This window comes from Bradyrhizobium sp. CCBAU 21365 (assembly GCF_015291305.1).
GTDB lineage: Bacteria > Pseudomonadota > Alphaproteobacteria > Rhizobiales > Xanthobacteraceae > Bradyrhizobium > Bradyrhizobium elkanii.
The window spans coordinates 3,277,834-3,299,841 of the sequence record NZ_CP030036.1 but is presented as its reverse complement, the minus strand read 5'-3'; the positions used below and the strand labels follow the sequence as shown (position 1 = coordinate 3,299,841).

Here is a 22,008-nt window from a genome sequence, read left to right as displayed (position 1 = left end):
GGTCAATGACACTTGAAGTAGTCGAAGGGTTCACGGCAGCTCTTGCAGCGCCACAGCGCCTTGCAGGAGGTCGAGCCGAATTCGGAGAGCAGCTCGGTCTCAACAGAGCCGCATTGCGGGCACGCGACCTGTTGCTCGCCGAACAGCGCGCGGCGCGAGGAACACGGCAGCGGCGGCGCGATGCCGTATTCCTTCAGCTTGCGGCGACCATCCTCGCTCATCCAGTCGGTGGTCCAGGCCGGCGACAGCACGGTGCGGACTTTCGGCCTATGAATGCCTTCCCGCTCCAGCGCGAGCTCGATCTCGAGCGCGATCATGTTCATGGCGGGACAGCCGGAATAGGTCGGCGTGATCGCGACCTCGACATGCCCGTCGTGGACCGCGACATCGCGCAGCACGCCGAGATCGGCGATGGTCAGCACCGGAATCTCGGGATCGACCACCTGCGCGGCCGCGCGCCAGGCGCGCCGGCGCAGGTCGGCATCGCTGAGCGCAACGGTCACCATGTGGCCCCCGGAAAGGTCCGCTGCATCGATTGCAGCTCGCTGAGGAGATGGCCGAGATGCTCGCTGTGGCTGCCGCTGCGGCCGCCCTGCTGCATCCAATCGCTCTTCGGCAGCGCCAGCGTCGCCTCGTTGATGATGCCGGTGACCGTCTTCAGCCAGCGCGGCTGCAGCGCCGCCGGGTCGATCGCAATGCCGGCGTCGATCAGGCCGCGCTCGCCGTCGTCGACCGCGAACATCTCGCCGGTGTAGGCCCAGAGATCGTCGATCGCGTTCTGCGCGCGGCGATGGCTCTCCTCGGTGCCGTCGCCGAGCCGGACGATCCATTCCGACGAATGCCTGACATGATAGGCGCTCTCCTTCTCCGACTTCGCCGCGATCGCGGCCAGCGTCGGATCGGACGAGGCCATCATCGCGCGCCAGCAGAGATCGGCGAATGCCGCATAGAAGAACTGCCGCACCATGGTGCGGGCAAAGTCGCCGTTCGGCTGCTCGACCAGCAGCAGATTGCGGTACTGCCTGACGTCGCGCAGATAGGCGAACTTGTCTTCGTCGTTGTCCTTGCCTTCGACCTTGGCAGCATAGGAGTAGAGCTCACGCGCCTGGCCGAGCAGGTCGAGGCCCATATTGGCGAGCGCCATGTCCTCTTCCAGGGCGGGCGCATGGCCGCACCATTCGGACAGCCGATGGCCGAGGATCAGCGCATCGTCGGCGCGGCGCAGCGCGTAGAGCACCAGCGGGGTTTCGGAGACTTCGATATTGGCGGTTGCCATGTTCTCTATTCCACCTGCATCCACTTGCTCGACGTCATCCTGAGGAGCCTGCGCAGCAGGCGTCTCGAAGGATGGCCGCGGTTACGATCGGGGCGTCATGGTTCGAGACGGCGCTGCGCGCTCCTCACCATGAGGGGAGCGAAATTCACATGTGCCCGACTTCGTCGGGGACGTCGTAGAAGGTCGGGTGGCGGTAGATCTTGGACTCCGCCGGCTCGAACATCATGCCCTTCTCGGACGGATCGGACGCGGTGATCGCGTTCGAGGGCACCACCCAGATCGACAACCCCTCGCCGCGGCGGGTGTAGATGTCGCGCGCGGCCTGCAGGGCGAGCGTCGCGTCGGCCGCATGCAGCGAGCCGACATGCTTGTGCGCGAGGCCATTGCGGCTGCGGATGAAGACTTCCCAGAGCGGAACGTTCGGCGTGGCCATCTCTAGCGCTCCCTTATTCTGCGGCTTGCGCGAGCTGGCGACGCTTGCGCTTCTCGGCATAGGCCATCGCGGCCTCGCGCACCCAGGCGCCCTCCTCATGCGCCTTGCGGCGCGCGGCGAGACGATCGCGGTTGCAGGGGCCGTTGCCGGCCAGCACCTGCTTGAATTCGTCCCAGTCGATCGGGCTGTGCTCCCAATTGCCGTTCGCGTTCCGCTTCATGCCGGGATCGGGGATCGTCAGGCCCAGGAATTCGGCCTGCGGCACGGTGGCGTCGATGAATTTCTGGCGCAGCTCGTCATTGGAGAAGCGCTTGATCTTCCATTTGGTCGAGGTGTCGCTGTGCTGGCTCACCTGGTCCGGCGGACCGAACATCATCAGCACCGGCCACCACCAGCGATCGAGCGCGTTCTGCGCCATCGCCTTCTGCTCCGCGGTGCCGCGGCACAGCGTCACCATGATCTCAAAGCCCTGGCGCTGGTGGAACGACTCTTCCTTGCAGACGCGGATCATCGCGCGCGCATAGGGGCCGTAGGAACAACGGCACAGCGGGATCTGGTTCATGATCGCCGCGCCGTCGACCAGCCAGCCGATGGTGCCGATGTCGGCCCAGGTCAGGGTCGGGTAATTGAAGATCGAGGAATATTTCGCCTTGCCCGACAGCATCGCGTCGACCAGCTCTTCGCGCGAGGTGCCGAGCGTCTCGGCGGCGGCGTAAAGATAGAGGCCGTGGCCGCATTCGTCCTGCACCTTGGCGAGCAGCGCAGCCTTGCGGCGCAGCGACGGCGCGCGGGTGATCCAGTTGCCCTCGGGGAGCATGCCGACGATTTCGGAATGGGCGTGCTGGGAAATCTGCCGGGTCAGCGTCTTGCGATAGGCGGCGGGCATCCAGTCGTTCGGCTCGATGCGCTCGTCGGCATCGATGCGGGCCTGGAACTGACTGGCACGGGCAACGTCCTCGACGCCGCGATCGTCGCCGTCGGATGAGTTGAGCGCCTGCGTGTACATGCCCGACCTCCCGGTGTGTTGTTTAGGCAGGTATATATAACATAAATTTCAACATGCAAGAAAGTTTTGTAATACGTTCAGATACCTTCGAAACGGCGCGCCACCGCCCCATTGGGCTTCGGCAGCGGCCCGTCCTCGTTGGTTGCGTGGTCGTCAAGCCATTGTTCCGACGGCGAAAGCAGCCCGCGATAGATCTCGCCGCAGAGTTTCCGCGCCGCCCTGCCCGGCCAATCCTTCGGAAGCAGAGGCGCCGGCAGCAGCGGATCGCGCAGCACGACGCGGCGGTAATGGTGGATCAAGAGAATGCGCGCGGTGAAGGCGTCGGCGTCGCTCAGCCGCTCGCCGCGGACGATTGCGCCGTGCAGCGGCTCGAACGTCTTCATGAACTTCAGATAGGCGTCCGCGGTGCGATCGAGCGGCCAGCTCTCGCTGAGCAACCGGCGTCCGCTGTCATCCTCCGCGGAGACTTCGAGCCGGATCGCGCGCGACGCCTCATCAGGGATCGGCACGCCCGACGGTGCGACCCACACGCCGGGCAGCGGGCTGCCGAAGCCGGCATTCTTCAATGCCTCGCGCGCGGCGTCGCGGTCCTCGGCATTGCCGATCAGCAGCAGCTCGAAGCGGCCGGTCCAGTCCGAGGGCGGCGGATCGTAGATGTGCCGCGTTGCAGTGTCGAAGGTCTGCCGGCCCCTGGCGTTCAGCCGATAGAAGCTGTTGCGGCCGACCTTGCTACGCTCGAGCCAGCCGTCGGCGGCGAGCCGCGACATCGCGGTGCGCACCACATTGCCGTCGATGTCGAGGGACTTGAAGAATTCCAGCAGCGTGCCGAGCCACACCGAGCCGCCGCGCGGCACGATGGAATCGCCGAATACGGTGATGACGATCGAGCCGGTGCGTGACGGCTCGCGCTTCAGCTGATCGACGATGCGGGCAAGCGGTTGTGGCATGCCCAACGCATAGCGCGTTTTGTCGATTCACGACAATGCGCGAGCCAGCAGCCGGGCTGCATCCTTCGAGACGCGGCCAAAAGGCCGCTCCTCAGGATGAGGTCTGGCTTTGGTCCTCATGGTGAGGAGCGCGGCAACGCCGCGCGTCTCGAGCCATGGACGTGGAGGCGATCTCAGCGATTGGGATCCGGATAAACGATGCTGCGCCAGCCGCTGCGATCGAACGGCGCCCACTCGCCTTCGTTCTGCGCGAGGCGATCGGCGACCGCGTAGACCACGGCCGGGTGATGACCCATGCCGCAATGGCTGCTCTCGACCTCGATGCTGTCGGTCATCGACGAGGACTGCTCGCGGCAGCCCTGCCAGGCGCAGACGCCGTCGGTGCGGCTGAAGATCGCGGTGGTCGGCACCGGCGGCGCGCTGGCGAGCGAGCCGCCGAAACGGGAATCCTCCTCGTCGGCGCGGCGGCCGCTGGCCATCTCATAGACGCGCCAGGCGTTGGTCGACTTCGGGCCGGCGGCAAACGGGCTGCCGAGCGTGATCACCTGGCGCACGCGCTCCGGCATCATCTTGGCGAGCTGGCGCGCGTAGAGGCCGCCGAGGCTCCAGCCGACCACCGAGACCTTGCGGCCGGTCGCTTCATTCATCTCCTGCAGCAGCTCGACCATCCCGTCCTGCACGCCGGCGCGAAGCCCGAGATTGCGGCCCTGGCGCCAGCCGCTGACGGCATAGCCCTTGCTCCTGAGAAAGTCGCGCAGCGGCCGGGTCGACATGTCGGAGGCAATCAGCCCCGGCAGCACCAGCACCGGATGCCCATCGCCGCGCGGCGCGAGGCTGAGCAGCGGCAACGCACCAAGAAAGGCGCCGAGCTCATGAATGGCGCGACCTTCCAGAAACATCAGCGTCCTGGACGGCGGGCGTAGCGTCTGCGCAGCAACGGACATTTCAGCTCCTCTTCCGGCAGGGCCGCCGGCAATGGGACCAACGGGATGGGTCAACGGAATTGACGCAAACCCGGCGGAATCGTTCCGCAAGCAACAATCTGTCCTGAAAAGCTAGGGAACCGGACACTTTCGTGCAAGCGGTCCAGGTCACACTTGCCACAACTAAAGTGACGTTCGTGCCCAATCGGTCACAGCAGCCGCAGCGCGTACTCCAGGGTGTAAAGCGCGAGGCCGGCAAGCCCGCCGATCAGCGCGCCGTTGAAGCGGATGTATTGCAGGTCCTTGCCGACATTGACCTCGATCAGGGAGATCAGCTGCTCCATGTCCCAGCTCTTCATCTGGTCGGCGATGAAGCCCGAGACGCCGCTCTTCTGCTCGGCGACGACGGTGCGCAGGATGGCCACCAGGCCCTGATTGATCTCGCCGCGCAGGTCGGCGTCGCCGTCGAGCGCGTCGCCGGCCTCGACCAGCATTCGCGCCAGCTGATGCTGCAGCACCTGCGACTCGCCCGAGGCGCTGCGTTCGATGAAGTCCTTGACGTTGGCCCAGACGGTGCGCCCGAGATTGGCGAGCTCCGGCCGTGCCATCAGATCGCGCTTGAGACCGTCGATGCGATCGGCGAATGCCTTGTCGCTGCCGAGCCGGTCGACAAAGGACAGCAGCATGCGGTCGAACTCGCCGCGGAACGGATGTTGCGGGTCGTTGCGCACTTCCTCGAAGAATTTCGTGGCGGACGCGATGATCCGGTTCACCACGAACTTGTCGGCGCGATAGAGCCTGAGCAGCGTCGGCATCTCGGCGCGGACCTTGTCGCGGATCACGGCCATGGTCTCCTGCTGCGTCAGCGTCTGGTGCAGCACGCGCAGGATGTCGTCGAGCAGGCCGCCATGCTTGCCCTCCTGCACGAAGCCGCGCAGCGCGCCGGCCGCTAGCGGCGCGAGGTCGATCGCGAGCACCTGCGTCGTCACGCGGCGGCTGATGAACTGCATCAACCCCGAGCTCTCGGTCGCCGCGAACGCCTCGGGCAGCATCCGCAGCACGAAGCGCGCGAGATCCTCCGAGCGTTTGCGGTCGCGCAGCCAGTCGGCGATGAACGAACCGAAATCGATCTCGCGCAGCTTGGCCTCGACCGGCCCCGACTCCAGGAAATTGTTCTCGATGAACTCGCCGAGCTTCTCGGCGATGCGCGCCTGATTGCTCTGGATGATCGCGGTGTGCGGAATCGGCAGGCCGAGCGGCCGCTTGAACAAAGCGACGACGGCATACCAGTCGGCGAGCCCGCCGATGGTCGCGGCCTCGGCAAATGCCGCGATGAAGCCGAACAGCGGATGCACCGGCAGCAGCGTCTTCGCTGCGATGAAGATGACGAAGGTTGCCGCCAGCACGCCGGTCGCCAGCCACTTGACGCGCCGCAGCTCGGCCGCGCGTTCGGCATCGACGGGCGTTGCGATGAGGGCGGCGGGAAGGGTCATGGGATTTCGAATGTACGCTAGTCTACCTGGACGCCACACACACCGGCGTCATCCTGAGGTGCGCGCACTTTGCGCGCCTCGAAGGATGGCCACAAGCACCGTCGCTCGCTCCCATCCTTCGAGGCTCGCTCCGCTCGCACCTCAGGATGACGTCCGACAAGGCAAAAAAGAAGGCCCGCAAAATGGCGGGCCTTCGAAAAGGGCAGTCGGTCAGTGCAAAACCCGATCAGGCGGTCTTGCCGTAGACCTTGGCGAAGTTGTCCTGCGCGGTCTTCGCACCGTCGGTGACGAGCTTGCCGAGATACTCGGTGGTGGCCTTCGCCCGCGAGACGAACAGCTCGCCACGCGCACGGGCCAGCTCCGACTGGATCTGGGCGGCTTCGCCCAGCGACTTGGCGGACGCGAGCTTGTCGATGCCGGCGAAGAACGCCTCGGCGTCCTGGTAGATCGCCTGCTGGATGTTGCGGCTGATCTTGGCGGCTTCGGTCACCGAACCGGCAACAGCGGACTCGATCACGTTGGTCACCTTCTCCGAGCCGGCATAGGCATCGGCAGCGCGGGTCTTGGCGGCCTCGGCCTGCTTCTTCACGAACTCACGGGCGGCTTCCGGAACTTCCAGGTTCTGAAGCTTGGTGAACGCCTCGGTGACGGGCGCGAAGGCTTCCTTGACGCTGTTCAGCACGGAATTGGTTTCGGTGGTCATTGGGGTCTCTCCATCCTCAGGTTTGAGCTATGGGCTCACCCCGTCCGGATTGGCCCGGGGCAATGGTGTTATGACACGCCTCATGGTGCATCGCAACATCGATGGTGCGATGCGATATCACAAATCTGTGAACAGCATGAATATCCGGCAGATTGCCTACTGAAGGGGCGGCAGAAGGTTTCTAATTACCTCCAACTGCCTCGGAGACCCCATACGCCTCCATTTGTGCCCGGACCTGCGCCACGTTGTGGCCCAGCACGACGATGTCGTGGGTCTTGCCCTCGACGTCGCGGACATGGTCGCGCAGCAGGGCCTCGGCCTTGAAGCCGAGGCTCTCGAACAACGCGATCGCCGCCCGCTGGTCGACTGTCATCTGCACCGAGAACTTCTCCAGCCCGGCACCGAGCGCGATGGCGAAGGTCTCCTGCGACAATGCCCGGCCGACGCCCTGCCCGCGCACGTCTGGTGACACCACCATCCGGATCTCGCCGACATGCGGCGACCAGGAATGCGGATCGCGCACCAGGGTGCCGCAGCCGACCACCTTGCCGTCCTTGATCGCGAGCAGGCTCGTGATGTCGCCGCGCTCGATCTCGTTGATCCAGGCCGACAGCACCTTCGGCTGGCTGATATTGCGCGGCAGGAACAAGAGATCATGCGTCGGCAACTTTTGCGCGAAGGCCAGCACCGCGGCCTCGTGGTCCCGAATCATCAGGCGAAACTCGATGTCGCCCGCTTCGGTCTTGATGCGGCGCGGATAGGAGCGTTGTTCGGTCATGTCGATCTCTCTCAAGTCGCCCTTCTCAGGTCGATCTCTTGCCCAGCCAGGAGTCCAGTTTCGGCCACAGCCGCTTGATTGCGTTGGCGCCGGCGACCAGCGAGACGTGACCGCCTTTCAGCATCACCTCCTCCTTGTCCGCGGAGCCGATCTTGGTGATCAGGTGCTTTGCCGCATCATACGGCACGATGTGGTCGTGCTCGGCGACCGCGTGCAGGATCGGCACCTTGATGTCGGCAAGCTTCGCCTCGCGGCCGCCGACGGTCATGGTGTCGTTGTAGAGCTTGTTGTCCCACATCAGGTCCTTGGTGATGGCGCGGAAATATTCGCCGGCGAGCGGCAGCGTGTCGGTCGCCCAGCGATCGAACATCCGGTACGACTTGACGAACTCGTCGTTCCAGATGTTGTCCCAGAGCTGGATCTGGCCGACGACACGCGCGGCCGGCCGCAACATGTCGAACGATTGCAGGATCAGTTCGGGCGGCATGTTGCCGGTGCTGTCGATCAGGCGGTCGACATCGAAATAGCGGCGGTCGGCAAAATTCGAGAACAGCTTCATCTCGCGGAAATCGATCGGCGTGGTGAAGCAGATCAGGTTCTTCATCGGCCCGTCGTTGAAGATCGAGCCATAGAGCAGCGACAACACGCCGCCGAAGCAATAGCCGATCACCGAGACGTCCTTTTCGCCGGAATCCTGCTGCACGCGGCGGACCGATTCCGGAATGAAGTCGAGGACGTAATCCTCCATGCGCAGCGATTTTTCCTCGGGCTTGGGCGCAGTCCAGTCCAGCATGTAGACGTCGAAGCCGCGCTTGAGCAGGAACTCGATGAAGCTCTGCCCCGGCACCAGGTCGAGGATGTAGCCGCGGTTGGTGGTCGCCATCACGATCAGCACCGGCACGCGATAGACTTCGTCGGCCATCGGCCGGTAGTGATAGAGGTTCATGGTGCCGCGCGAATACAGCACGTCCTTCGGCGTCGAGCCGAGCGACGGGCCGGAGCTCGAGAAATACTCGACGCCCTTGATGCTGCGCTGGATCGCACGCTGCACCTCGGATTGCACCCGCTCGGAGATCGAGGCGAAATCAAAGGGGGTGGGAGCATTCATTTGCTGCCTCCCTCCGCCGGCGGCTGCTTGGTGCGCGGTGGCCGTGGCGTTGCGCCGTGGCCGTCGTCCGGCGCCAGCGAATTGTGGTGCACCTGCTGCAGCAGCGTCTTGATCTCGTTGAGCTGGTTCTCCATCGACTGCAGGCGCTCGGCCATGCCGACGAGCTGGGCGCGGCTCGGCAGGTTCATCGCCAGCAGATATTTCTCCATCAGCTCGCCGAGCTGCTTCTGCGCGCCGGCCGCGACGCCGCCGGCCTGGTTCATCACCTTGGAAAATTCCGGCGAGCTCATGAGCTGGTTGCCGAAGGAGTTGAACCCCTTCTCCATCTCGCCAATCATCGTCTGCCAGATCACGGCAGGGTCGTTGCCCTTGTCGGCCATGCGGCGCTCCTCCACACCAATTTCGAGCGCTTGCCGCGCTTCGATTTGTTTCTGCCATACGACACTGTTGCTGCTGATCGGTCAACTGCGCGGCGCGACCAGCGACGCCGAGGCTCTTCTGCGCTGCGTCAATCCGTGGCATAGAGGTTCCTGACCGCGACACCAGCAGGGGACGCCCGTGACCACGCTCGCCCATCAGCCGCCGCAGATCATCCACGCCAATGGCATCGACATCTGCTACGAGATTTTTGGCGACGCGAATGCCGAGCCGCTGTTCCTGATCATGGGCCTCGGCGCCCAGATGATCCATTGGGACGACGAGTTCTGCCGCCAGCTCGCCGCACGCGGCTTTCGCGTCATCCGATTCGACAACAGGGATATCGGCAAATCCTCCCGCCTCAGCGGCAGCAAGCGGCTGACCGCGCTCGAACTGCTCAAGCTCCGCTTCCTGAAGATCCCGGTCGCAGCGCCCTACAAGCTGGCCGACATGGCGAGGGACACGATCGGGCTGATGGATGCGCTCGGCATCCGCACCCCGCATCTGGTCGGTGCCTCGATGGGTGGCATGATCGCGCAAGAGGTTGCGATCACCTTTCCCGAGCGCGTGCGCTCGCTGACCTCGATCATGTCGACCACGGGCAATCCAAAGATCCCGGGGCCGACCCGCGAGGCGACCGCGGTGCTGATGGCGCCACCGCCGAAGAGCAAGGAAGAGTATTTCGTCCGCTTCGGGCAGACCTGGAAAGTCCTGCGCAACGGCTCGTTCCCTGAAGACGAGGCGCTCGATCCCGAACGCGCGCGGCGCACCTTCGAGCGCGGCCTCAATCCGGAGGGCGTCGGCCGCCAGCTCCGCGCCATCCTCGCCTCCGGCAGCCGCAAGGAGCGCCTGCGCGGCGTCAAGGCGCCGACGCTGGTGATCCACGGCACCATCGATCCGCTGGTGCACCCCGAAGGCGGCAAGGACACCGCGGTCTCGATCCCGGGCGCGAAGCTCGTGATGATCGAAGGCATGGGCCACGCGCTGCCGATCCCGATGTGGCCGCAGATCATCGACGCCATCGACAAGCACGCGCATGGCGCGACGGCGAAGGCGGCGTGAGGCGAGAGCGTTTTCGAGCGAAGTGGATCCCGGTTCGCGTGAAGAAAACGCTCCAAAGCCAGATCGGGAGCCCCGTCCCGATTCGATCGGAACGGGGCTCTGGTATCTTCCGGTAACCATGTGAGCCAGGAGTGCGTTCTTCCGGGCGCGGCATGGACGCTGTAGAGAGCGCTATCCACCGCTCAGCCACCGGGAGCCACCAGATGAAAACCCTTCTCCGGCCACGGACAGCCGTCGCCGCTCTCCTCCTCGCGCTCGCGTCTTCATCGGCAATGGCGGCCGCCGGCGAGGCGCAGCAGGAGGCCAACCGCAAGGCGGTGCTGGCGTTCTACGAGAAGGGACTGAACCAGAAGGACGCCGACGCGGCGCTGGCCTATGTCGGCAACCGCTATGTGCAGCACAATCCCGGCGCGGCCGACGGCCCGGAAGGCTTCCGCAAGTTCATCGGCTTCCTGCGCGAAAAATTTCCGAACTCGCACAGCGAGATCAAGCGCTCATTCGTCGACGGCGACTACGTGATCCTGCACGTCCACGCCGTGCGCGAGCCCGGCACCCGCGGCAATGCGATCGTCGACATCTTCAAGCTCGAGGACGGCAAGATCGTCGAGCACTGGGACGTGGCGCAGCCAGTTCCGGAAAACCCGGCGAACGGCAACACGATGTTCTGAGACATCGTGACGGCTTGTGCTCGGCAGCTGGCATGATCAGGCTGGCGAGCGCGCCGGGACGCCGGCTAGTCCTTGACCGCGATCCAGATCACGTGGCGGACTCCGCGGCCTCGGCCGGTGGCGCGGACGGCAATTTCGTTGACCGCGAACCCGGCCCGGGTCAGCGATTTCGGAAACCTGGCATTCGGACCGGACGACCAGACCGCAAGCACGCCGCCGCGCCGCAATGCCGTGTGCGCGACCTTGAGCCCGGCGACATCATACAGCGCGTCATTGGCCTTGCGGGTCAGACCTTCAGGCCCGTTATCGACGTCGAGCAGGATGGCATCGAAGCTGAGCGGTTGGCGTTCGATCACGCCGGCAACATCCTCCTCCCGGATGCTCACGCGCGGATCGTTCAGGCTGTCGCCGAAGATCGCCGCCATCGGGCCTCGCGCCCAGGCAACGACCGCCGGCACCAGCTCGGCCACCGTGATCTGCGCCTCGGGCCCGAGTACGGCGAGTGCGGCCCGCAGCGTAAAGCCCATGCCGAGGCCGCCGATCAGAAAATGCGGCCGTGCGACCTTCTCGATCTTCTTCGCGGCAAGCGTCGCCAGCGCCTCTTCCGAGCCCGACAGGCGGCTGTTCATCAGCTCGTTGGTGCCGAGCATGATCGAGAATTCGCGGCCTCGCCGCATCAGACGCAATTCACCCTCGGTGCCGGGAATGCGCGCGGTATCGATCTTTTCCCATGGAATCATGCGGCGGCTTGTAACATGGCCGGCAGGGCGGGCGAAGCTAGCGCCCGGAGAATGCGAAATAGTGACTCACGAATGGCGCAACGAACTCAGTGTCGTCCCTGCCTAGTGCGCAATTGCGCACGGGAGCAGGGACCCATAACCACCGAAAGAGATAGTTGCGCGACGCTGGGGCCACAGCCCTCTTCAACGACTCAACCCTGTGGTTATGGGTTCCGGCTCCGTGCGCAATCGCGCACTCGGCCGGGACGACGACGGGGAAAGAAACTTGCACTCAACCACATCACCGTCGTCCCCAGCGCCGAGCCTACCCACCCGCCCAGACGTCGAGCACATAGCGGTTCCTGGTGCCCATTTCCTCGATCCAGCGCGCGGCGGCGTCAGCGTCGACACCGGTGCGCTCGCGATAGATCGACATCAAGGTCGCCTTGACGTCGGGCTCCATCCTGCCGCCGTCGCCGCAGACATAGACGATCGCACCCTTCTGGATCAGCTCCCAGACCCGGTCCTTCTGCGCGGCGACAAGGTGCTGCACATAGGTCTTCGGGCCGTCGGCACGCGAGAACGCGGTGTGGAGCTCACTGACGCCGTCGGCTGCGAACGCCTTCAGCTCATCCGCATAGATGAAGTCCTGCTCGGGGTGCCGACAGCCGAAAAACAGCATCGCCGGCCCCAGCGTCGCGCCCTGCGCCCTGCGCGCGGCGCGCTCCTGCAGGAAGCCGCGGAACGGTGCGAGCCCGGTGCCCGGCCCGATCATAATGATCGGCACGGCATTGTCGTCGGGCAGGCGGAAGCCTGCCTTGGTCTCCTTGATGGTGGCGTGGACGGTGTCGCCGGCGCGGCGGCGCGCCAGATAGTTCGAGCAGACGCCCTTGTAGATGCCGCGCCCGGAACTTGCCGGCGCCTCCACCACGCCCACGGTGACACTGCAGCGCTGCGCCTCGCCGGCCGGAGACGACGAGATCGAATAATAGCGCGGCGCCAGCAGCGACAGCATCTCGAGATAGAGGTGGAACGGCAGCTCGCAGGCCGGATATTCCTCGAGCAGGTCGAACACCGATTTACGCTTGGCCAGCACCTCGGTGCGATAGCGCGCGGCCGAGGCATCGTCGTCGCCGACATAGGCCATCAGCTTCGGCTTGGTCACCGGGCAGCGGGTGTGCTCGGCCATGATCTGGATCTGCTTGCGGGTCGCGACCTGCTGCAGCTCGACGAACTCGGTGAGCAGCCGCCCGACCGACACTGCGTTGCCGACCGGCAGTTGCGCGCGGCGGCCTTCGGAGACCTGCAGGCGGATCTGGTCGGCCGGCAGGAAGCCGAAGCGGCGCGCAACGGAATCGACCAATGTCGGATCGTTGCGCGGCACCACGCTGAGATGATCGCCGACACGGTATTTCAGACTGGCCGGCAGCTCGACCTCGATATGCCGGGTCGAACGCTCCGACGGGTGAGCGCCTGCCTTGGTCTGCAGCTCGCTGTTGGCGAGCACCTTCATCGGCACCGCGCCGCCCTGCGTCACGATGGTGTTGACCGCGCCCTGCGCCACCGGCTCGATCGCATAGAGCGGCTCGTCCTCGGCGGTGCGGGTGAAATTCCAGTCGATGCCGAATTCCTTGGTCGCGACCTTCGCGGCCTCCGGGAACCATTTCTGGAACTGGCCGTCGAGATCGCTGCGCGCATCGCCCTCGCCGCGCGGATAGACGGCGCGCGCGCCATGTTTGGTGAGCTGCTCGTCGATGAAGCGCGGCACCGACTGGTAGGTCGCTGCCCAATCGCTGTTGCCGCAACCGAACACCGCGTAGCGGACCTTGGCGAACGCATCCTTCGGCAGGTCGCTCTCGAGCCATTTGACGAACCGCGTCGCGTTGTCGGGCGCCGCGCCATTATAGGAGGCGCAGATGATCAGCACGCCGCCCTCCTCCGGCAGCTTGCCGACATAATCGTCCAGCGGACCCAGCCGCGTCGCGAAGCCGTTGATCTCCGACAGATCGGCCATGCGGGTTGCCAGCTCCTCGGCGGAGCCGAGATTGGAGCCGTACAGCACCAGCATCGGCGTGTTGTGGCCCGGGCGCGTGGCCGGCGCCCGCTGGGCCTTCGGCGCGGCTGCAACCGCGCCCGTGCTGCCGGCGAACGCGCCGCGGTCCTTGTCGTCGCGCGGCCGCACCTTGATCCTGAAACCATCCGGCTTGACGGTCAGCGTCTCCTTCAGATGCATCTGGTAGCGATGCACGTCGAGCAGCTTGAAGCGTTGCAGGATCATCCCGATCGCCAGCGCCGCCTCGTGCATGGCGAAGCCGCGGCCGATGCAGGCGCGCTGGCCGTTGCCGAACGGCTTCCAGGCATTGATCGGCCGCTTGGCCTCCGCCTCGCGGCTGAAATTCTCGGGATCGAACACGTCGGGGTTCGGGCCCCAGACGCTGGGATCGCGATGCAGCGCCATCACCAGGATGGTGATGAAGGTGTTCTTCTTCAGCTTGTACTTGCCGCCGATCGTCTCATCGGCCAAAGGCGCGATGCCGTAGGCCGGCGCCGGCGGCCACAGCCGCAGCGCCTCCTTCAGGCATTGCGTGATGTAGGTGAGCTGCGTCACCTGCTGATAGGTCGGCCGCGCATTGACGTCGGGCCCGAGGACGCGATCGACCTCCTCATACGCCTTCTTCAACACCTCCGGGTGCTTCAGCAGCGCGTAGATCGTGCACGACAACAGGCCGCTGGTGGTCTCGTGGCCGGCGATCAGGAAGGTGTTGATCTGGTAGCGGATGTTGACGTCGTCGAGCTGCTCGCCGGTGGCGCGGTCGACGCCGGTCATCATCGCCGCCAGCATGTCCTTCTTGTCGTCGGTCGCGGCGGTGTTGCCGCGCCGCTCGGCGATGATCTCGTCGACCATCTTGTTCATGAAGGCGACGTCGTCGGCCAGCGTCTTGCGCCGCTTCTGCATCCACAGACCCTCGAGCGGCAGGCCGCGGGTCATCATGATGGTTTCGAGCGAGCGCACCAGCGATTCCACGAACGGGTGGTAGTCGCGGCGGTAGAACGAATTGAAGCGGTAGTCGAAGCCGCAGAGGCCGATGGTGTCGAGGGTGAGCGCCGTCATGTCGTGGACGACCTCGATCTCCTCGTCGGCGTTGAGGCGCTCCCATTTCTTGACCAGCTGCTCGGCGATGTCGACCATGCTCGGGTGGTACGACTGCATGGCGCGGTTGCCGAACGGCTGCATCAGGATGTTGTGCGCCTTGCTCCAGTTCGGCTCCTTGGTGTCGGCGGTGAACAGGCCGTCGCCGCCGACCGCGCGCACCCGGCGCAGCGAGCCGCGCACCGCCTTGTCGAAGCGCTTCTCGTCGGAGAGCTCGTCGACGAGGTCGTGGCCGGACACGATCACCAGCGGCGCGCCCATCATGTCGAGCCAGAAGATCGGTCCGAGCTCCTTGGAGAGCTTGACGAGGTGCTGCACCGGCGCGGTCGAGTCCAGCGACAGCATGTTGCCGACCACCGGCTTCGTCGGCGGATGCGGAATCGGACTCAGTCTGTTGCCGGACGCCATTTTCGAAGTGCCCCCTTCGCTACGAGTCGTCATCCCTGCATAACGGCTTTGCCGTTATTGCCTGAGGAGCGCGCAACGCGCGCGTCTCGAAGGATGGCCGCTTGCTCCAGTCCCTCTCATCCTTCGAGGCGCGCCAAAGCTGGCGCGCACCTCAGGATGACGGCTATCCAAACCTTCGTTTACGCCATTCGATCAGCTTGGCGCTGACTTCGTCAGGCTTTTCCTGCTGCGTCCAATGGCCGCTGTCCTTGACCAGGTACTTCTCGAGATCCGGCACCAGCCGCTCCATGCCGTCGGCGGCCGAGGGCGGCAGCACCGCGTCGTTCTCGGCCATGATCATCAGCGACGGCACCCGGACGTGATGGTCCAGCCCGGCCGAGCGCTCCCAGTTGCGGGTGAAATTGCGATACCAGTTGATGCCGCCCGTAAAGCCGGTCTTGGTGAAGGTGTCGACGAACACCTTCTTCTCGTCCGCGGACAGGATCGGCGTGCGCGGATCATGCCTGGCGTCGTAATTCGCGATCATCTGCGGAAACGCCAGATTGAGCCGCGCCGAGGCGCCGACGCCGGCGATCGGCTGTTCGGGCGGCGCATCCGCCGGACGCGGCGCCGGCTTGCGCATGAAGGCGTCGAAGGTCTGCTCGACGCGGCTGCCGAAGATGCGGTCGGGCTCGCGTCCCGGATCCTGGAACTGGACGATGTACATGTGATCGCCGAAGCGCTGGCGGAACAGCGCGATCGGGTCCATCGGCGCACGGTCCCAATGCGGCGTGTTGACGCCGACGACGCCGGCGACCCGCGCAGGATGCCTGAGCGGCATCTGCCAGACGACAAAGCCGCCCCAGTCGTGACCGACGAAGATCGCCTTGTCGATCTTGAGATGGTCGAGCAGGCCGACGAGGTCGCCGGTCAGGTGCTCCATGTCGTAGGCCTCGACCGGCTCCGGCCGGTCGGTCGCGCCATAGCCGCGCTGATCCGGCGCAATCACCCGGATGCCGGCCTCGCCCAGCGCCTTGATCTGGTGGCGCCAGGAGAACGCCAGTTCAGGCCAGCCGTGGCACAGCACAACCGGCGGCGTGTCGGTCTTGGGGCCCGCTTCATAAAACCCCATGCGGATGCCGTTCGTCTCGGCGAACTGCAGCGGTGGCATCTCAATCATCGGCAGGGATCCTTATTCGGCTGCGCCCTTGATGTCCGCAGGCGGGGGAGCGAACGCCGCCTCGAGTACATCGAACTCGAGCGGCAGCATGTCGCACATCACCTGCACGTGGGGAATGATGTTGGCGCCCACGATGAAGCCGAAATCGAGCTGATCGCGGTAGCTCTGCACGGTGATATTGAGCGCCACGCCGTGGGTCGAGATCGAAACCGGGAAGATGTGCAGCAGCTCGGCACCCGCCGCATACAGCGTCTGCCGCGGCCCCGGCACATTCGAGACCGTGATGTTGGTGGCCGGCGGCAGCACGTTGGAGAGGTCGGAGCGGCTGTAGAGCAGCGCCAGGATCTGCACCAGGATCGGCGCGCCCAGCAGCGAGATGTTGGTCACCTGCGGCACCAAGGCGCGCAGCGGATGCGACATCTCCTTGGATTTGGTCGACTGCGCGATGATGGTTTCCAGCCGCTTCCTTGGGTCTTCGATGTCGGTCGCGATCGAGCAGATCATGCCGAACACCTGGTTGTTGGATTCGGCATTGCCCTCCTCGCGCAGCGAGATCGGCACGCCTGCGGTCAGCGACTTGTTCGGCAGCGCGCCCTGGCTGATCAGATAGCGCCGCACCACGCCGGAGGCGAGCGCCAGCACGACGTCGTTGAGCTTGCCGCCGGACGCCTTCGCCAGTGCCTTGGCACGCGACAGCGAGATCGAGGTGCCGGCGAAGCTGCGCTCGGACGAGATCGCCTTGTTGAGGATGGTCGGCGGCGAGGACATCGCCTGCAGGCTCTCGCGCGACCTCGGATCGGCGACCTTGGCGACGACGTCGGACAGGCTCTTCATGACCGTCGGCATCGAGCCGGCGAACTTCACCGCGCTCTCGATCTGGAACATGGCGTTGTCGAACAGGATCGAGCCAAGATCGCTCTTGCCGGAACGCGGCAGCTCCAGGCTCTTCTGCGCGGCGGCCGCCGCCTCGAACGGCTGGGTCCAGAGCTGCTGATAGGCATCGATCAGATTGGCCGCGATGTCGCGCGGTTCCTGCGCGACTTTCTTCGCGCTCGGCGGCTCGATCTCGCGCGGCACCGGCGTCAGGTCGTAGATCATGCTGGTCAGCGCCGCGCCGGCGCCGCCGTCGATGCAGGCATGGTGCATCTTGGAATACAGCCCGATCTCGTTGTCCTTCATGCCCTCGAAGACGTAGAACTCCCAGAGCGGGCGGGCGCGATTCAGAAGCTTGGCGTGCATCCAGCCGACGATGCGCTCCAGCGTCGCGCGATCGTGCGGTGCGGGCAGGCTGGCGCGGAAGATGTGACGGTCGATGTCGAACTGATCGTCCTCGACCCAGGACGGATGATCGATGTCGAGCGGCGCCTTCTGCAGCCGAGCCTTGAGGATCGGCGCGATGTGCAGCCGCGAGGCGATCATCGCCTTGAACTCCTCGAAGAAGTCGCCCTTGTAGCCGTCGGGCAGGCGGAAGATCGCCATGCTGCCGACATGCATCGGCATTTCCGGCGTTTCCAGATAGAGAAACGATGCGTCCAGCGAGGACAGCTTCTTGGCGTCGCTCATGATCTCCTCCCGAGAGCCTACTTACGCGGGCGCCTTGGGCGGCGCTTCTGGTCGTTTGGTCAGGATAGTGCCTGTTCTGCCGGCCCGTAGGCAATGGCAAAGGGGCCCGAGCGGTCAAAATGCCGGAATTCCCCTTCCGGCTGGGCCAGCCGGTCCGCAATCGCCCACAGCGCCGCGGGATTGACGCCGAGGCCGATATGGCTGGCGAAATGCACCTCGATGTTCTCGGCGGCGGCCGACGGCCGCACGCGCGAGGTCCGCCAGTTCACGATGCCATCGGTGCGGGAATAGATCGAGGTTGTCGGCACCGGCATGTCGCCGGCGATCGCGGCGCGGATTTCCGGGATGTCGTTCACAGCTTCGCCGGACAACAACTCATAGAGCCGCGTCGCATTGGTGGCGCGGATGTCGTCGGCGAACGGGCTGCCCAGCGTGATGATGGAGCGCACCAGCTCCGGCATCTGCGACGCCAGGTCGCGCGCATAGACGCCGCCGAGGCTCCAGCCGATGATCGAGACCTTGCGCCCCGACGCCTCATGGACCCGCTTCAGCAGGTCGCGCAGCGCAGCCCGCCTGCTGGAAATCCCGCCGAAATTGCGGCCCATGTTCCAGGCATAGGCATCATAGCCAAGCTCCTTCAGATAGCGCCGCATCGGCGCCATCGAAAGGTCGCTGGCGAGAAAGCCCGGCAACGCCAGCACCGGATGACCGTCGCCCCTCGGCGCCCGCATCAGCAAAGGCGACAGCAGCAGGCTCGAATTGAGCTCGAGCACGCCGCGCGCCTCCGCCAGCATCAGGAACAGGCTCGGCGGGCGCAACCGGCGTTCGGTCCCATCAACGCTCCTGTCCATGCCGATCACTATTTCTTCTTGGTCGCGCCGCCGAAGCCGGCCATGGCCACGAACATGTCCTGGAAGCGCTCGGCGAGCTTGGGATCGAAGGTGAACCAGCTCTGCATCAGCGATTCCGGCGAGATCTTCTCGATGTTCGACAGCATCTGCTGCTGCAGCTTGTCCATGACGGCGGTCTGCATTGGTGCCACATCCGGCAGGCCGAAGAATTGCCGCGCTTCGAGGGGCGTACAATCTATCTCGACGTTGACCTTCATATCCGCCTCCTCAAATGCGCCTTGGCCCGCCATAGTATCGCCGCGACGGGGCGAGTTGCGCAAGCGAGCCGTACCTGCCCCGGGGGGCAGTCGGCCTCAATCATCCGTTATGGTCAACCAAACCGTTTGGAGCGGTTGCTCCAAACCGTTTGGAGCGGCCGGCATGAACGCGGCGCGCCGGAGATCATTCCCGGGAGCGACGAGCGGCACTCCGAAAGTCGAATGTCACGCGTTCGCGCCAACAGCCTACTCTCTAATCCGGTTCATTGCGCTGCACCCGCGCGGACGGGTTAACCCTTTGGCAAATCGCGCTTGCGCGGCCGGTAAACTCTGGCAACATGGATCAATAATACCAGCCGGACACGGCAGCCGGCGGACAAAAACGGGGACGCGGGATCACATGTCGGTACGTTGGAGTTTTGCGGCGGCTGCCGTCGCATTCGTCGCCTTTGCTTTGCCGGCATCGGCCCAGACGCTGAAGTACGCCAACCAGGGCGAGCTGAAGTCGCTGGATCCCTACACGCTGAAGGAAACCACGACGATCGCGCACCACGCCCACGTCTACGAAGGCCTCACCGCGCGCGACAAGGACCTCAAGATCATTCCCGCCCTGGCGGAAAGCTGGGAGACGCTGAGCCCGACCAAATGGCGCTTCCATCTGCGCAAGGGCGTGAAATTCCACAATGGCGATCCCTTCACCGCCGACGACGTGCTGTTCTCGGCCGAGCGCGTCCGCGCCAAGGGCTCGAATTTCCTCAGCAACGTCCCGGCCGACGCCAAGTTCAGCAAGGTCGACGATTACACCGTCGACGTGACGCTGGACTCGCCCAATCCCATCCTGATCTCGCAGTGGGATAGCTGGTACATCATGGACAAGAAGTGGTGCGAGGAGAACAACTCGGTTGCACCGACGCCGGCCTCCGCGACCACGCCGAGCTACGCGGCGCTGCACGAGAACGGCACCGGCCCCTTCACGATCGAGAGCCACCAGCCCGGCGTGAAGACCGTGTTCAAGGCGTTTCCCGGCTATTGGCGCAAGCCCGAGCATAATCTCAAGGAGATCATCTTCACCCCGATCGGCTCCGACGCCACCCGCGTTGCCGCGCTGCTCTCGGGCGAAGTCGACGTGATCGAACCGGTTCCGCTCCAGGACATCCAGCGCGTCAATTCCAGTGGCGTCGCCACCGTCATGACCGCGCCGGAGATTCGCACCATCTTTATCGGCATGGATACGGCGCGCGACGAGCTGCTGTATTCCAACATCAAGGGCAAGAATCCGTTCAAGGACATCCGCGTCCGCGAAGCATTCTACAAGACCATCGACGTCGATCTGATCAAGACCCGCGTCATGCGCGGCATGTCGACCCCCTCGACGTTGATGATCGCCCCCGAGCTCTATCCGCTGTCGAAGGAATTCACCCGGCCGAAGCTCGATCCTGATGGTGCCAAGAAGCTGCTGGCCGACGCCGGCTATCCGAACGGCTTCGAAGTCACGATGGACTGCCCGAACGACCGCTATGTCAACGACGCCGCGATCTGCCAGGCGGTGGTCGGCATGCTGGCCCGCATCGGCGTCAAGGTGAACCTGCTGGCGCAGCCGAAGGCGCAGTATTTCGCCAAGGTGCTGAAGCCCGGCGGCTACCAGACCTCGTTCTTCATGCTGGGCTGGACGCCCGCGACCTCCGACTCGCACAACGTGCTGCACGACATCCTCGGCTGCCGCGACGATCCGAAGGATGCCACCCGGGGCGAGGCCAATCTCGGCGGCTATTGCAACAAGGAAGTCGACGCGCTCACCGACAAGGTCCTGATCGAGGGCGACACTGCCAAGCGCGACCAGTTGATCAAGCAGGCCTACGACATCGTCATCAAGGATTACGGCTACATTCCGCTGCATCAGCAACCGCTGGTGTGGGGCGTGTCGAAAAAGGTCAAATTGACCCAGCGCGCGGACAACCAGGTGCTGCTCTACTGGGCCACCAAACAGGGTGAATAGTGGCTTTGGCGAATTGGGTCCCGGAAGCGCAGGCTTCCGGGACCTCGCGTTTTCCGGCCGCGCAAGGCCGCGCGCCGAATGTCAAAAGCAGTGAAAGGTAGAGATGCTGGCTTTCACTCTTCGCCGCTTCCTGCAGGCGATCGGCGTGATGCTCGCCGTCGGCGTGATTGCGTTCGCGATGTTCCGCTTCGCCGGCGACCCGGTGAACCAGATCGTCTCGATCGACACCTCGGCCGCGCAGCGCGCTGAAATCCGGCAGTCGCTCGGCCTTGACGATCCCGTGCTGGTGCAGTTCGGCCGCTACTTCATCAATGCGCTGCAGTTCAAGTTCGGCGTATCCTACCAGTTCCGCCTGCCGGTCTCCTCGCTGCTGGCGGAGCGGCTGCCGGCGACATTGGAGCTTTCGATCTGCGCGACGCTGTTCGCGATGGTGGCCGGCATCCTGATGGGGGTCTATTCGGCGCTGCGCCGCGACACCGTGCTCGCCAAATTATTCCAGGCGGTATCGCTGATCGGCATTTCGCTGCCGACCTTCCTGATCGGCATCCTCCTGATCTATCTGTTCGCGGTGACGCTGGGCTGGCTGCCCTCGTTCGGCCGCGGCGAGGTGGTGAAGCTCGGCTGGTGGACCACCGGGCTGCTCACCGTCTCGGGCCTGAAGGCGCTGATCATGCCGGCGATCACGCTCGGGCTGTTCCAGATGACGCTGATCATGCGGCTGGTGCGCGCGGAAATGCTCGAAGTGTTGCGGACCGACTATATCCGCTTCGCCCGCGCCCGCGGGCTGACCACGCGCGCAATCCATTTCGGCCATGCGCTGAAGAACACCCTGGTTCCCGTGATCACGGTGGCCGGCCTGCAGTTTGGCTCGGTTATTGCTTTCTCGATCATCACCGAAACCGTGTTCCAATGGCCGGGCATGGGACTTCTGTTCGTGCAGGCCGTGCAAAATGTCGATATCCCGATCATGGCCGCATATCTGTTGATGGTCTCGCTGATCTTCGTCACCATCAATCTCGTGGTCGACATCCTCTACACCGTGGTCGATCCGCGCTTGCGGTCGACCGTCGGCCGCGCGGCGTGAGGGGCT

At 64.8% G+C, this 22,008-nt stretch carries 21 protein-coding genes; 4 read left to right on the top strand and 17 right to left on the bottom strand.

The window, feature by feature from the left end:
• Nucleotides 1-2: 2 nt before the first annotated feature.
• The 11 genes from paaD to XI02_RS15015 all read right to left on the bottom strand — a co-directional run bounded on the left by paaD (nt 3) and on the right by XI02_RS15015 (nt 9,047).
• Nucleotides 3-506 (bottom strand): 1,2-phenylacetyl-CoA epoxidase subunit PaaD, encoded by a 504-nt coding sequence (gene paaD, locus XI02_RS15065; protein ID WP_172648222.1) that lies wholly within the window; start codon nt 504-506, stop codon nt 3-5.
• Complete coding sequence (paaC, locus tag XI02_RS15060; protein WP_172648223.1) at nt 500-1,276, bottom strand: 1,2-phenylacetyl-CoA epoxidase subunit PaaC; 777 nt, start codon at nt 1,274-1,276, stop codon at nt 500-502. The genes paaD and paaC overlap by 7 nt, the downstream gene beginning before the upstream one ends.
• A 145-nt stretch (nt 1,277-1,421) precedes the next feature.
• Nucleotides 1,422-1,709 (bottom strand): 1,2-phenylacetyl-CoA epoxidase subunit PaaB, encoded by a 288-nt coding sequence (paaB, locus tag XI02_RS15055; RefSeq protein WP_016842890.1) that lies wholly within the window; start codon nt 1,707-1,709, stop codon nt 1,422-1,424.
• 13 nt (nt 1,710-1,722) lie between these two features.
• Nucleotides 1,723-2,715: a 1,2-phenylacetyl-CoA epoxidase subunit PaaA gene (gene paaA, locus XI02_RS15050; RefSeq protein WP_069276179.1), complete on the bottom strand. Its 993-nt coding sequence runs from the start codon at nt 2,713-2,715 to the stop codon at nt 1,723-1,725.
• A gap of 77 nt (nt 2,716-2,792) precedes the next feature.
• The gene (gene paaX / locus XI02_RS15045; RefSeq protein ID WP_172648224.1) at nt 2,793-3,662 is read right to left on the bottom strand and encodes a phenylacetic acid degradation operon negative regulatory protein PaaX; all 870 of its coding nucleotides are present in this window, start codon (nt 3,660-3,662) and stop codon (nt 2,793-2,795) included.
• A gap of 173 nt (nt 3,663-3,835) precedes the next feature.
• Nucleotides 3,836-4,606 carry a triacylglycerol lipase gene (locus XI02_RS15040; RefSeq protein WP_172648225.1) on the bottom strand — a complete coding sequence of 257 codons (771 nt, stop codon included), beginning with the start codon at nt 4,604-4,606 and terminating at the stop codon, nt 3,836-3,838.
• A gap of 188 nt (nt 4,607-4,794) precedes the next feature.
• Nucleotides 4,795-6,078, bottom strand: coding sequence for a DUF445 domain-containing protein (locus XI02_RS15035; protein ID WP_069276176.1), 1,284 nt, complete (start codon nt 6,076-6,078; stop codon nt 4,795-4,797).
• 226 nt (nt 6,079-6,304) lie between these two features.
• The gene (locus tag XI02_RS15030; RefSeq protein ID WP_018270500.1) at nt 6,305-6,781 is read right to left on the bottom strand and encodes a phasin; all 477 of its coding nucleotides are present in this window, start codon (nt 6,779-6,781) and stop codon (nt 6,305-6,307) included.
• A gap of 181 nt (nt 6,782-6,962) precedes the next feature.
• Complete coding sequence (locus XI02_RS15025) at nt 6,963-7,559, bottom strand: GNAT family N-acetyltransferase (protein WP_016842896.1); 597 nt, start codon at nt 7,557-7,559, stop codon at nt 6,963-6,965.
• 25 nt (nt 7,560-7,584) lie between these two features.
• A complete protein-coding gene (locus XI02_RS15020; RefSeq protein WP_172648226.1) occupies nt 7,585-8,667 on the bottom strand; it encodes an alpha/beta hydrolase in 1,083 nt (360 codons plus the stop codon).
• Nucleotides 8,664-9,047, bottom strand: coding sequence for a hypothetical protein (locus tag XI02_RS15015; protein WP_016842898.1), 384 nt, complete (start codon nt 9,045-9,047; stop codon nt 8,664-8,666). Before XI02_RS15015 ends, XI02_RS15020 begins: the two co-directional genes overlap by 4 nt.
• Before the next feature lie 178 nt (nt 9,048-9,225).
• Here XI02_RS15015 and XI02_RS15010 point away from each other — a divergent pair, with 178 nt between their 5' ends.
• Both XI02_RS15010 and XI02_RS15005 read left to right on the top strand, forming a co-directional pair.
• Complete coding sequence (locus XI02_RS15010) at nt 9,226-10,146, top strand: alpha/beta fold hydrolase (protein ID WP_016842899.1); 921 nt, start codon at nt 9,226-9,228, stop codon at nt 10,144-10,146.
• 272 nt (nt 10,147-10,418) lie between these two features.
• Nucleotides 10,419-10,814 carry a nuclear transport factor 2 family protein gene (locus XI02_RS15005; protein WP_370143912.1) on the top strand — a complete coding sequence of 132 codons (396 nt, stop codon included), beginning with the start codon at nt 10,419-10,421 and terminating at the stop codon, nt 10,812-10,814.
• Nucleotides 10,815-10,879: 65 nt separating this feature from the next.
• Here the strand turns inward: XI02_RS15005 and XI02_RS15000 are convergent, their stop codons facing one another.
• The 6 genes from XI02_RS15000 to XI02_RS14975 form a co-directional block, all read right to left on the bottom strand.
• Entirely contained in the window at nt 10,880-11,554 is a 675-nt protein-coding gene (locus tag XI02_RS15000; RefSeq protein ID WP_016842901.1) for a spermidine synthase, read from the bottom strand.
• Between the two features lie 304 nt (nt 11,555-11,858).
• Nucleotides 11,859-15,092 carry a bifunctional cytochrome P450/NADPH--P450 reductase gene (locus XI02_RS14995; RefSeq protein WP_172648228.1) on the bottom strand — a complete coding sequence of 1,078 codons (3,234 nt, stop codon included), beginning with the start codon at nt 15,090-15,092 and terminating at the stop codon, nt 11,859-11,861.
• 163 nt (nt 15,093-15,255) lie between these two features.
• Nucleotides 15,256-16,251 carry an alpha/beta fold hydrolase gene (locus XI02_RS14990; RefSeq protein ID WP_172648229.1) on the bottom strand — a complete coding sequence of 332 codons (996 nt, stop codon included), beginning with the start codon at nt 16,249-16,251 and terminating at the stop codon, nt 15,256-15,258.
• A 12-nt stretch (nt 16,252-16,263) separates the two neighbouring features.
• Complete coding sequence (locus XI02_RS14985) at nt 16,264-17,814, bottom strand: wax ester/triacylglycerol synthase family O-acyltransferase (protein ID WP_018270496.1); 1,551 nt, start codon at nt 17,812-17,814, stop codon at nt 16,264-16,266.
• Nucleotides 17,815-17,873: 59 nt separating this feature from the next.
• Entirely contained in the window at nt 17,874-18,665 is a 792-nt protein-coding gene (locus XI02_RS14980) for an alpha/beta fold hydrolase (RefSeq protein WP_172648230.1), read from the bottom strand.
• A gap of 8 nt (nt 18,666-18,673) precedes the next feature.
• Nucleotides 18,674-18,922, bottom strand: coding sequence for a DUF6489 family protein (locus tag XI02_RS14975; protein WP_172648231.1), 249 nt, complete (start codon nt 18,920-18,922; stop codon nt 18,674-18,676).
• A 400-nt stretch (nt 18,923-19,322) separates the two neighbouring features.
• Between XI02_RS14975 and XI02_RS14970 the strand changes: the two genes are divergently transcribed.
• Together XI02_RS14970 and XI02_RS14965 are read left to right on the top strand one after the other, a co-directional pair.
• Nucleotides 19,323-20,918 (top strand): ABC transporter substrate-binding protein, encoded by a 1,596-nt coding sequence (locus tag XI02_RS14970; protein WP_137477031.1) that lies wholly within the window; start codon nt 19,323-19,325, stop codon nt 20,916-20,918.
• A gap of 103 nt (nt 20,919-21,021) precedes the next feature.
• Nucleotides 21,022-22,002 (top strand): ABC transporter permease, encoded by a 981-nt coding sequence (locus XI02_RS14965; RefSeq protein ID WP_038383837.1) that lies wholly within the window; start codon nt 21,022-21,024, stop codon nt 22,000-22,002.
• The last annotated feature ends 6 nt before the right edge of the window (nt 22,003-22,008 follow it).

What these genes read in the sequence shown, in the direction of transcription:
- XI02_RS15025 (WP_016842896.1), bottom strand. Translation starts at nt 7,559, where the DNA reads ATGACCGAACAACGCTCCTATCCGCGCCGCATCAAGACCGAAGCGGGC.
- XI02_RS15000 (WP_016842901.1), bottom strand. Translation starts at nt 11,554, where the DNA reads ATGATTCCATGGGAAAAGATCGATACCGCGCGCATTCCCGGCACCGAG.
- XI02_RS14995 (WP_172648228.1), bottom strand. Translation starts at nt 15,092, where the DNA reads ATGGCGTCCGGCAACAGACTGAGTCCGATTCCGCATCCGCCGACGAAG.
- paaC (WP_172648223.1), bottom strand. Translation starts at nt 1,276, where the DNA reads ATGGCAACCGCCAATATCGAAGTCTCCGAAACCCCGCTGGTGCTCTAC.
- XI02_RS15015 (WP_016842898.1), bottom strand. Translation starts at nt 9,047, where the DNA reads ATGGCCGACAAGGGCAACGACCCTGCCGTGATCTGGCAGACGATGATT.
- XI02_RS14990 (WP_172648229.1), bottom strand. Translation starts at nt 16,251, where the DNA reads ATGATTGAGATGCCACCGCTGCAGTTCGCCGAGACGAACGGCATCCGC.
- XI02_RS15040 (WP_172648225.1), bottom strand. Translation starts at nt 4,606, where the DNA reads ATGTCCGTTGCTGCGCAGACGCTACGCCCGCCGTCCAGGACGCTGATG.
- XI02_RS14965 (WP_038383837.1), top strand. Translation starts at nt 21,022, where the DNA reads ATGCTGGCTTTCACTCTTCGCCGCTTCCTGCAGGCGATCGGCGTGATG.
- XI02_RS15005 (WP_370143912.1), top strand. Translation starts at nt 10,419, where the DNA reads ATGGCGGCCGCCGGCGAGGCGCAGCAGGAGGCCAACCGCAAGGCGGTG.
- XI02_RS15035 (WP_069276176.1), bottom strand. Translation starts at nt 6,078, where the DNA reads ATGACCCTTCCCGCCGCCCTCATCGCAACGCCCGTCGATGCCGAACGC.
- paaD (WP_172648222.1), bottom strand. Translation starts at nt 506, where the DNA reads ATGGTGACCGTTGCGCTCAGCGATGCCGACCTGCGCCGGCGCGCCTGG.
- XI02_RS14970 (WP_137477031.1), top strand. Translation starts at nt 19,323, where the DNA reads ATGTCGGTACGTTGGAGTTTTGCGGCGGCTGCCGTCGCATTCGTCGCC.
- XI02_RS14985 (WP_018270496.1), bottom strand. Translation starts at nt 17,814, where the DNA reads ATGAGCGACGCCAAGAAGCTGTCCTCGCTGGACGCATCGTTTCTCTAT.
- paaA (WP_069276179.1), bottom strand. Translation starts at nt 2,715, where the DNA reads ATGTACACGCAGGCGCTCAACTCATCCGACGGCGACGATCGCGGCGTC.
- XI02_RS14980 (WP_172648230.1), bottom strand. Translation starts at nt 18,665, where the DNA reads ATGGACAGGAGCGTTGATGGGACCGAACGCCGGTTGCGCCCGCCGAGC.
- XI02_RS15020 (WP_172648226.1), bottom strand. Translation starts at nt 8,667, where the DNA reads ATGAATGCTCCCACCCCCTTTGATTTCGCCTCGATCTCCGAGCGGGTG.
- paaB (WP_016842890.1), bottom strand. Translation starts at nt 1,709, where the DNA reads ATGGCCACGCCGAACGTTCCGCTCTGGGAAGTCTTCATCCGCAGCCGC.
- XI02_RS14975 (WP_172648231.1), bottom strand. Translation starts at nt 18,922, where the DNA reads ATGAAGGTCAACGTCGAGATAGATTGTACGCCCCTCGAAGCGCGGCAA.
- paaX (WP_172648224.1), bottom strand. Translation starts at nt 3,662, where the DNA reads ATGCCACAACCGCTTGCCCGCATCGTCGATCAGCTGAAGCGCGAGCCG.
- XI02_RS15030 (WP_018270500.1), bottom strand. Translation starts at nt 6,781, where the DNA reads ATGACCACCGAAACCAATTCCGTGCTGAACAGCGTCAAGGAAGCCTTC.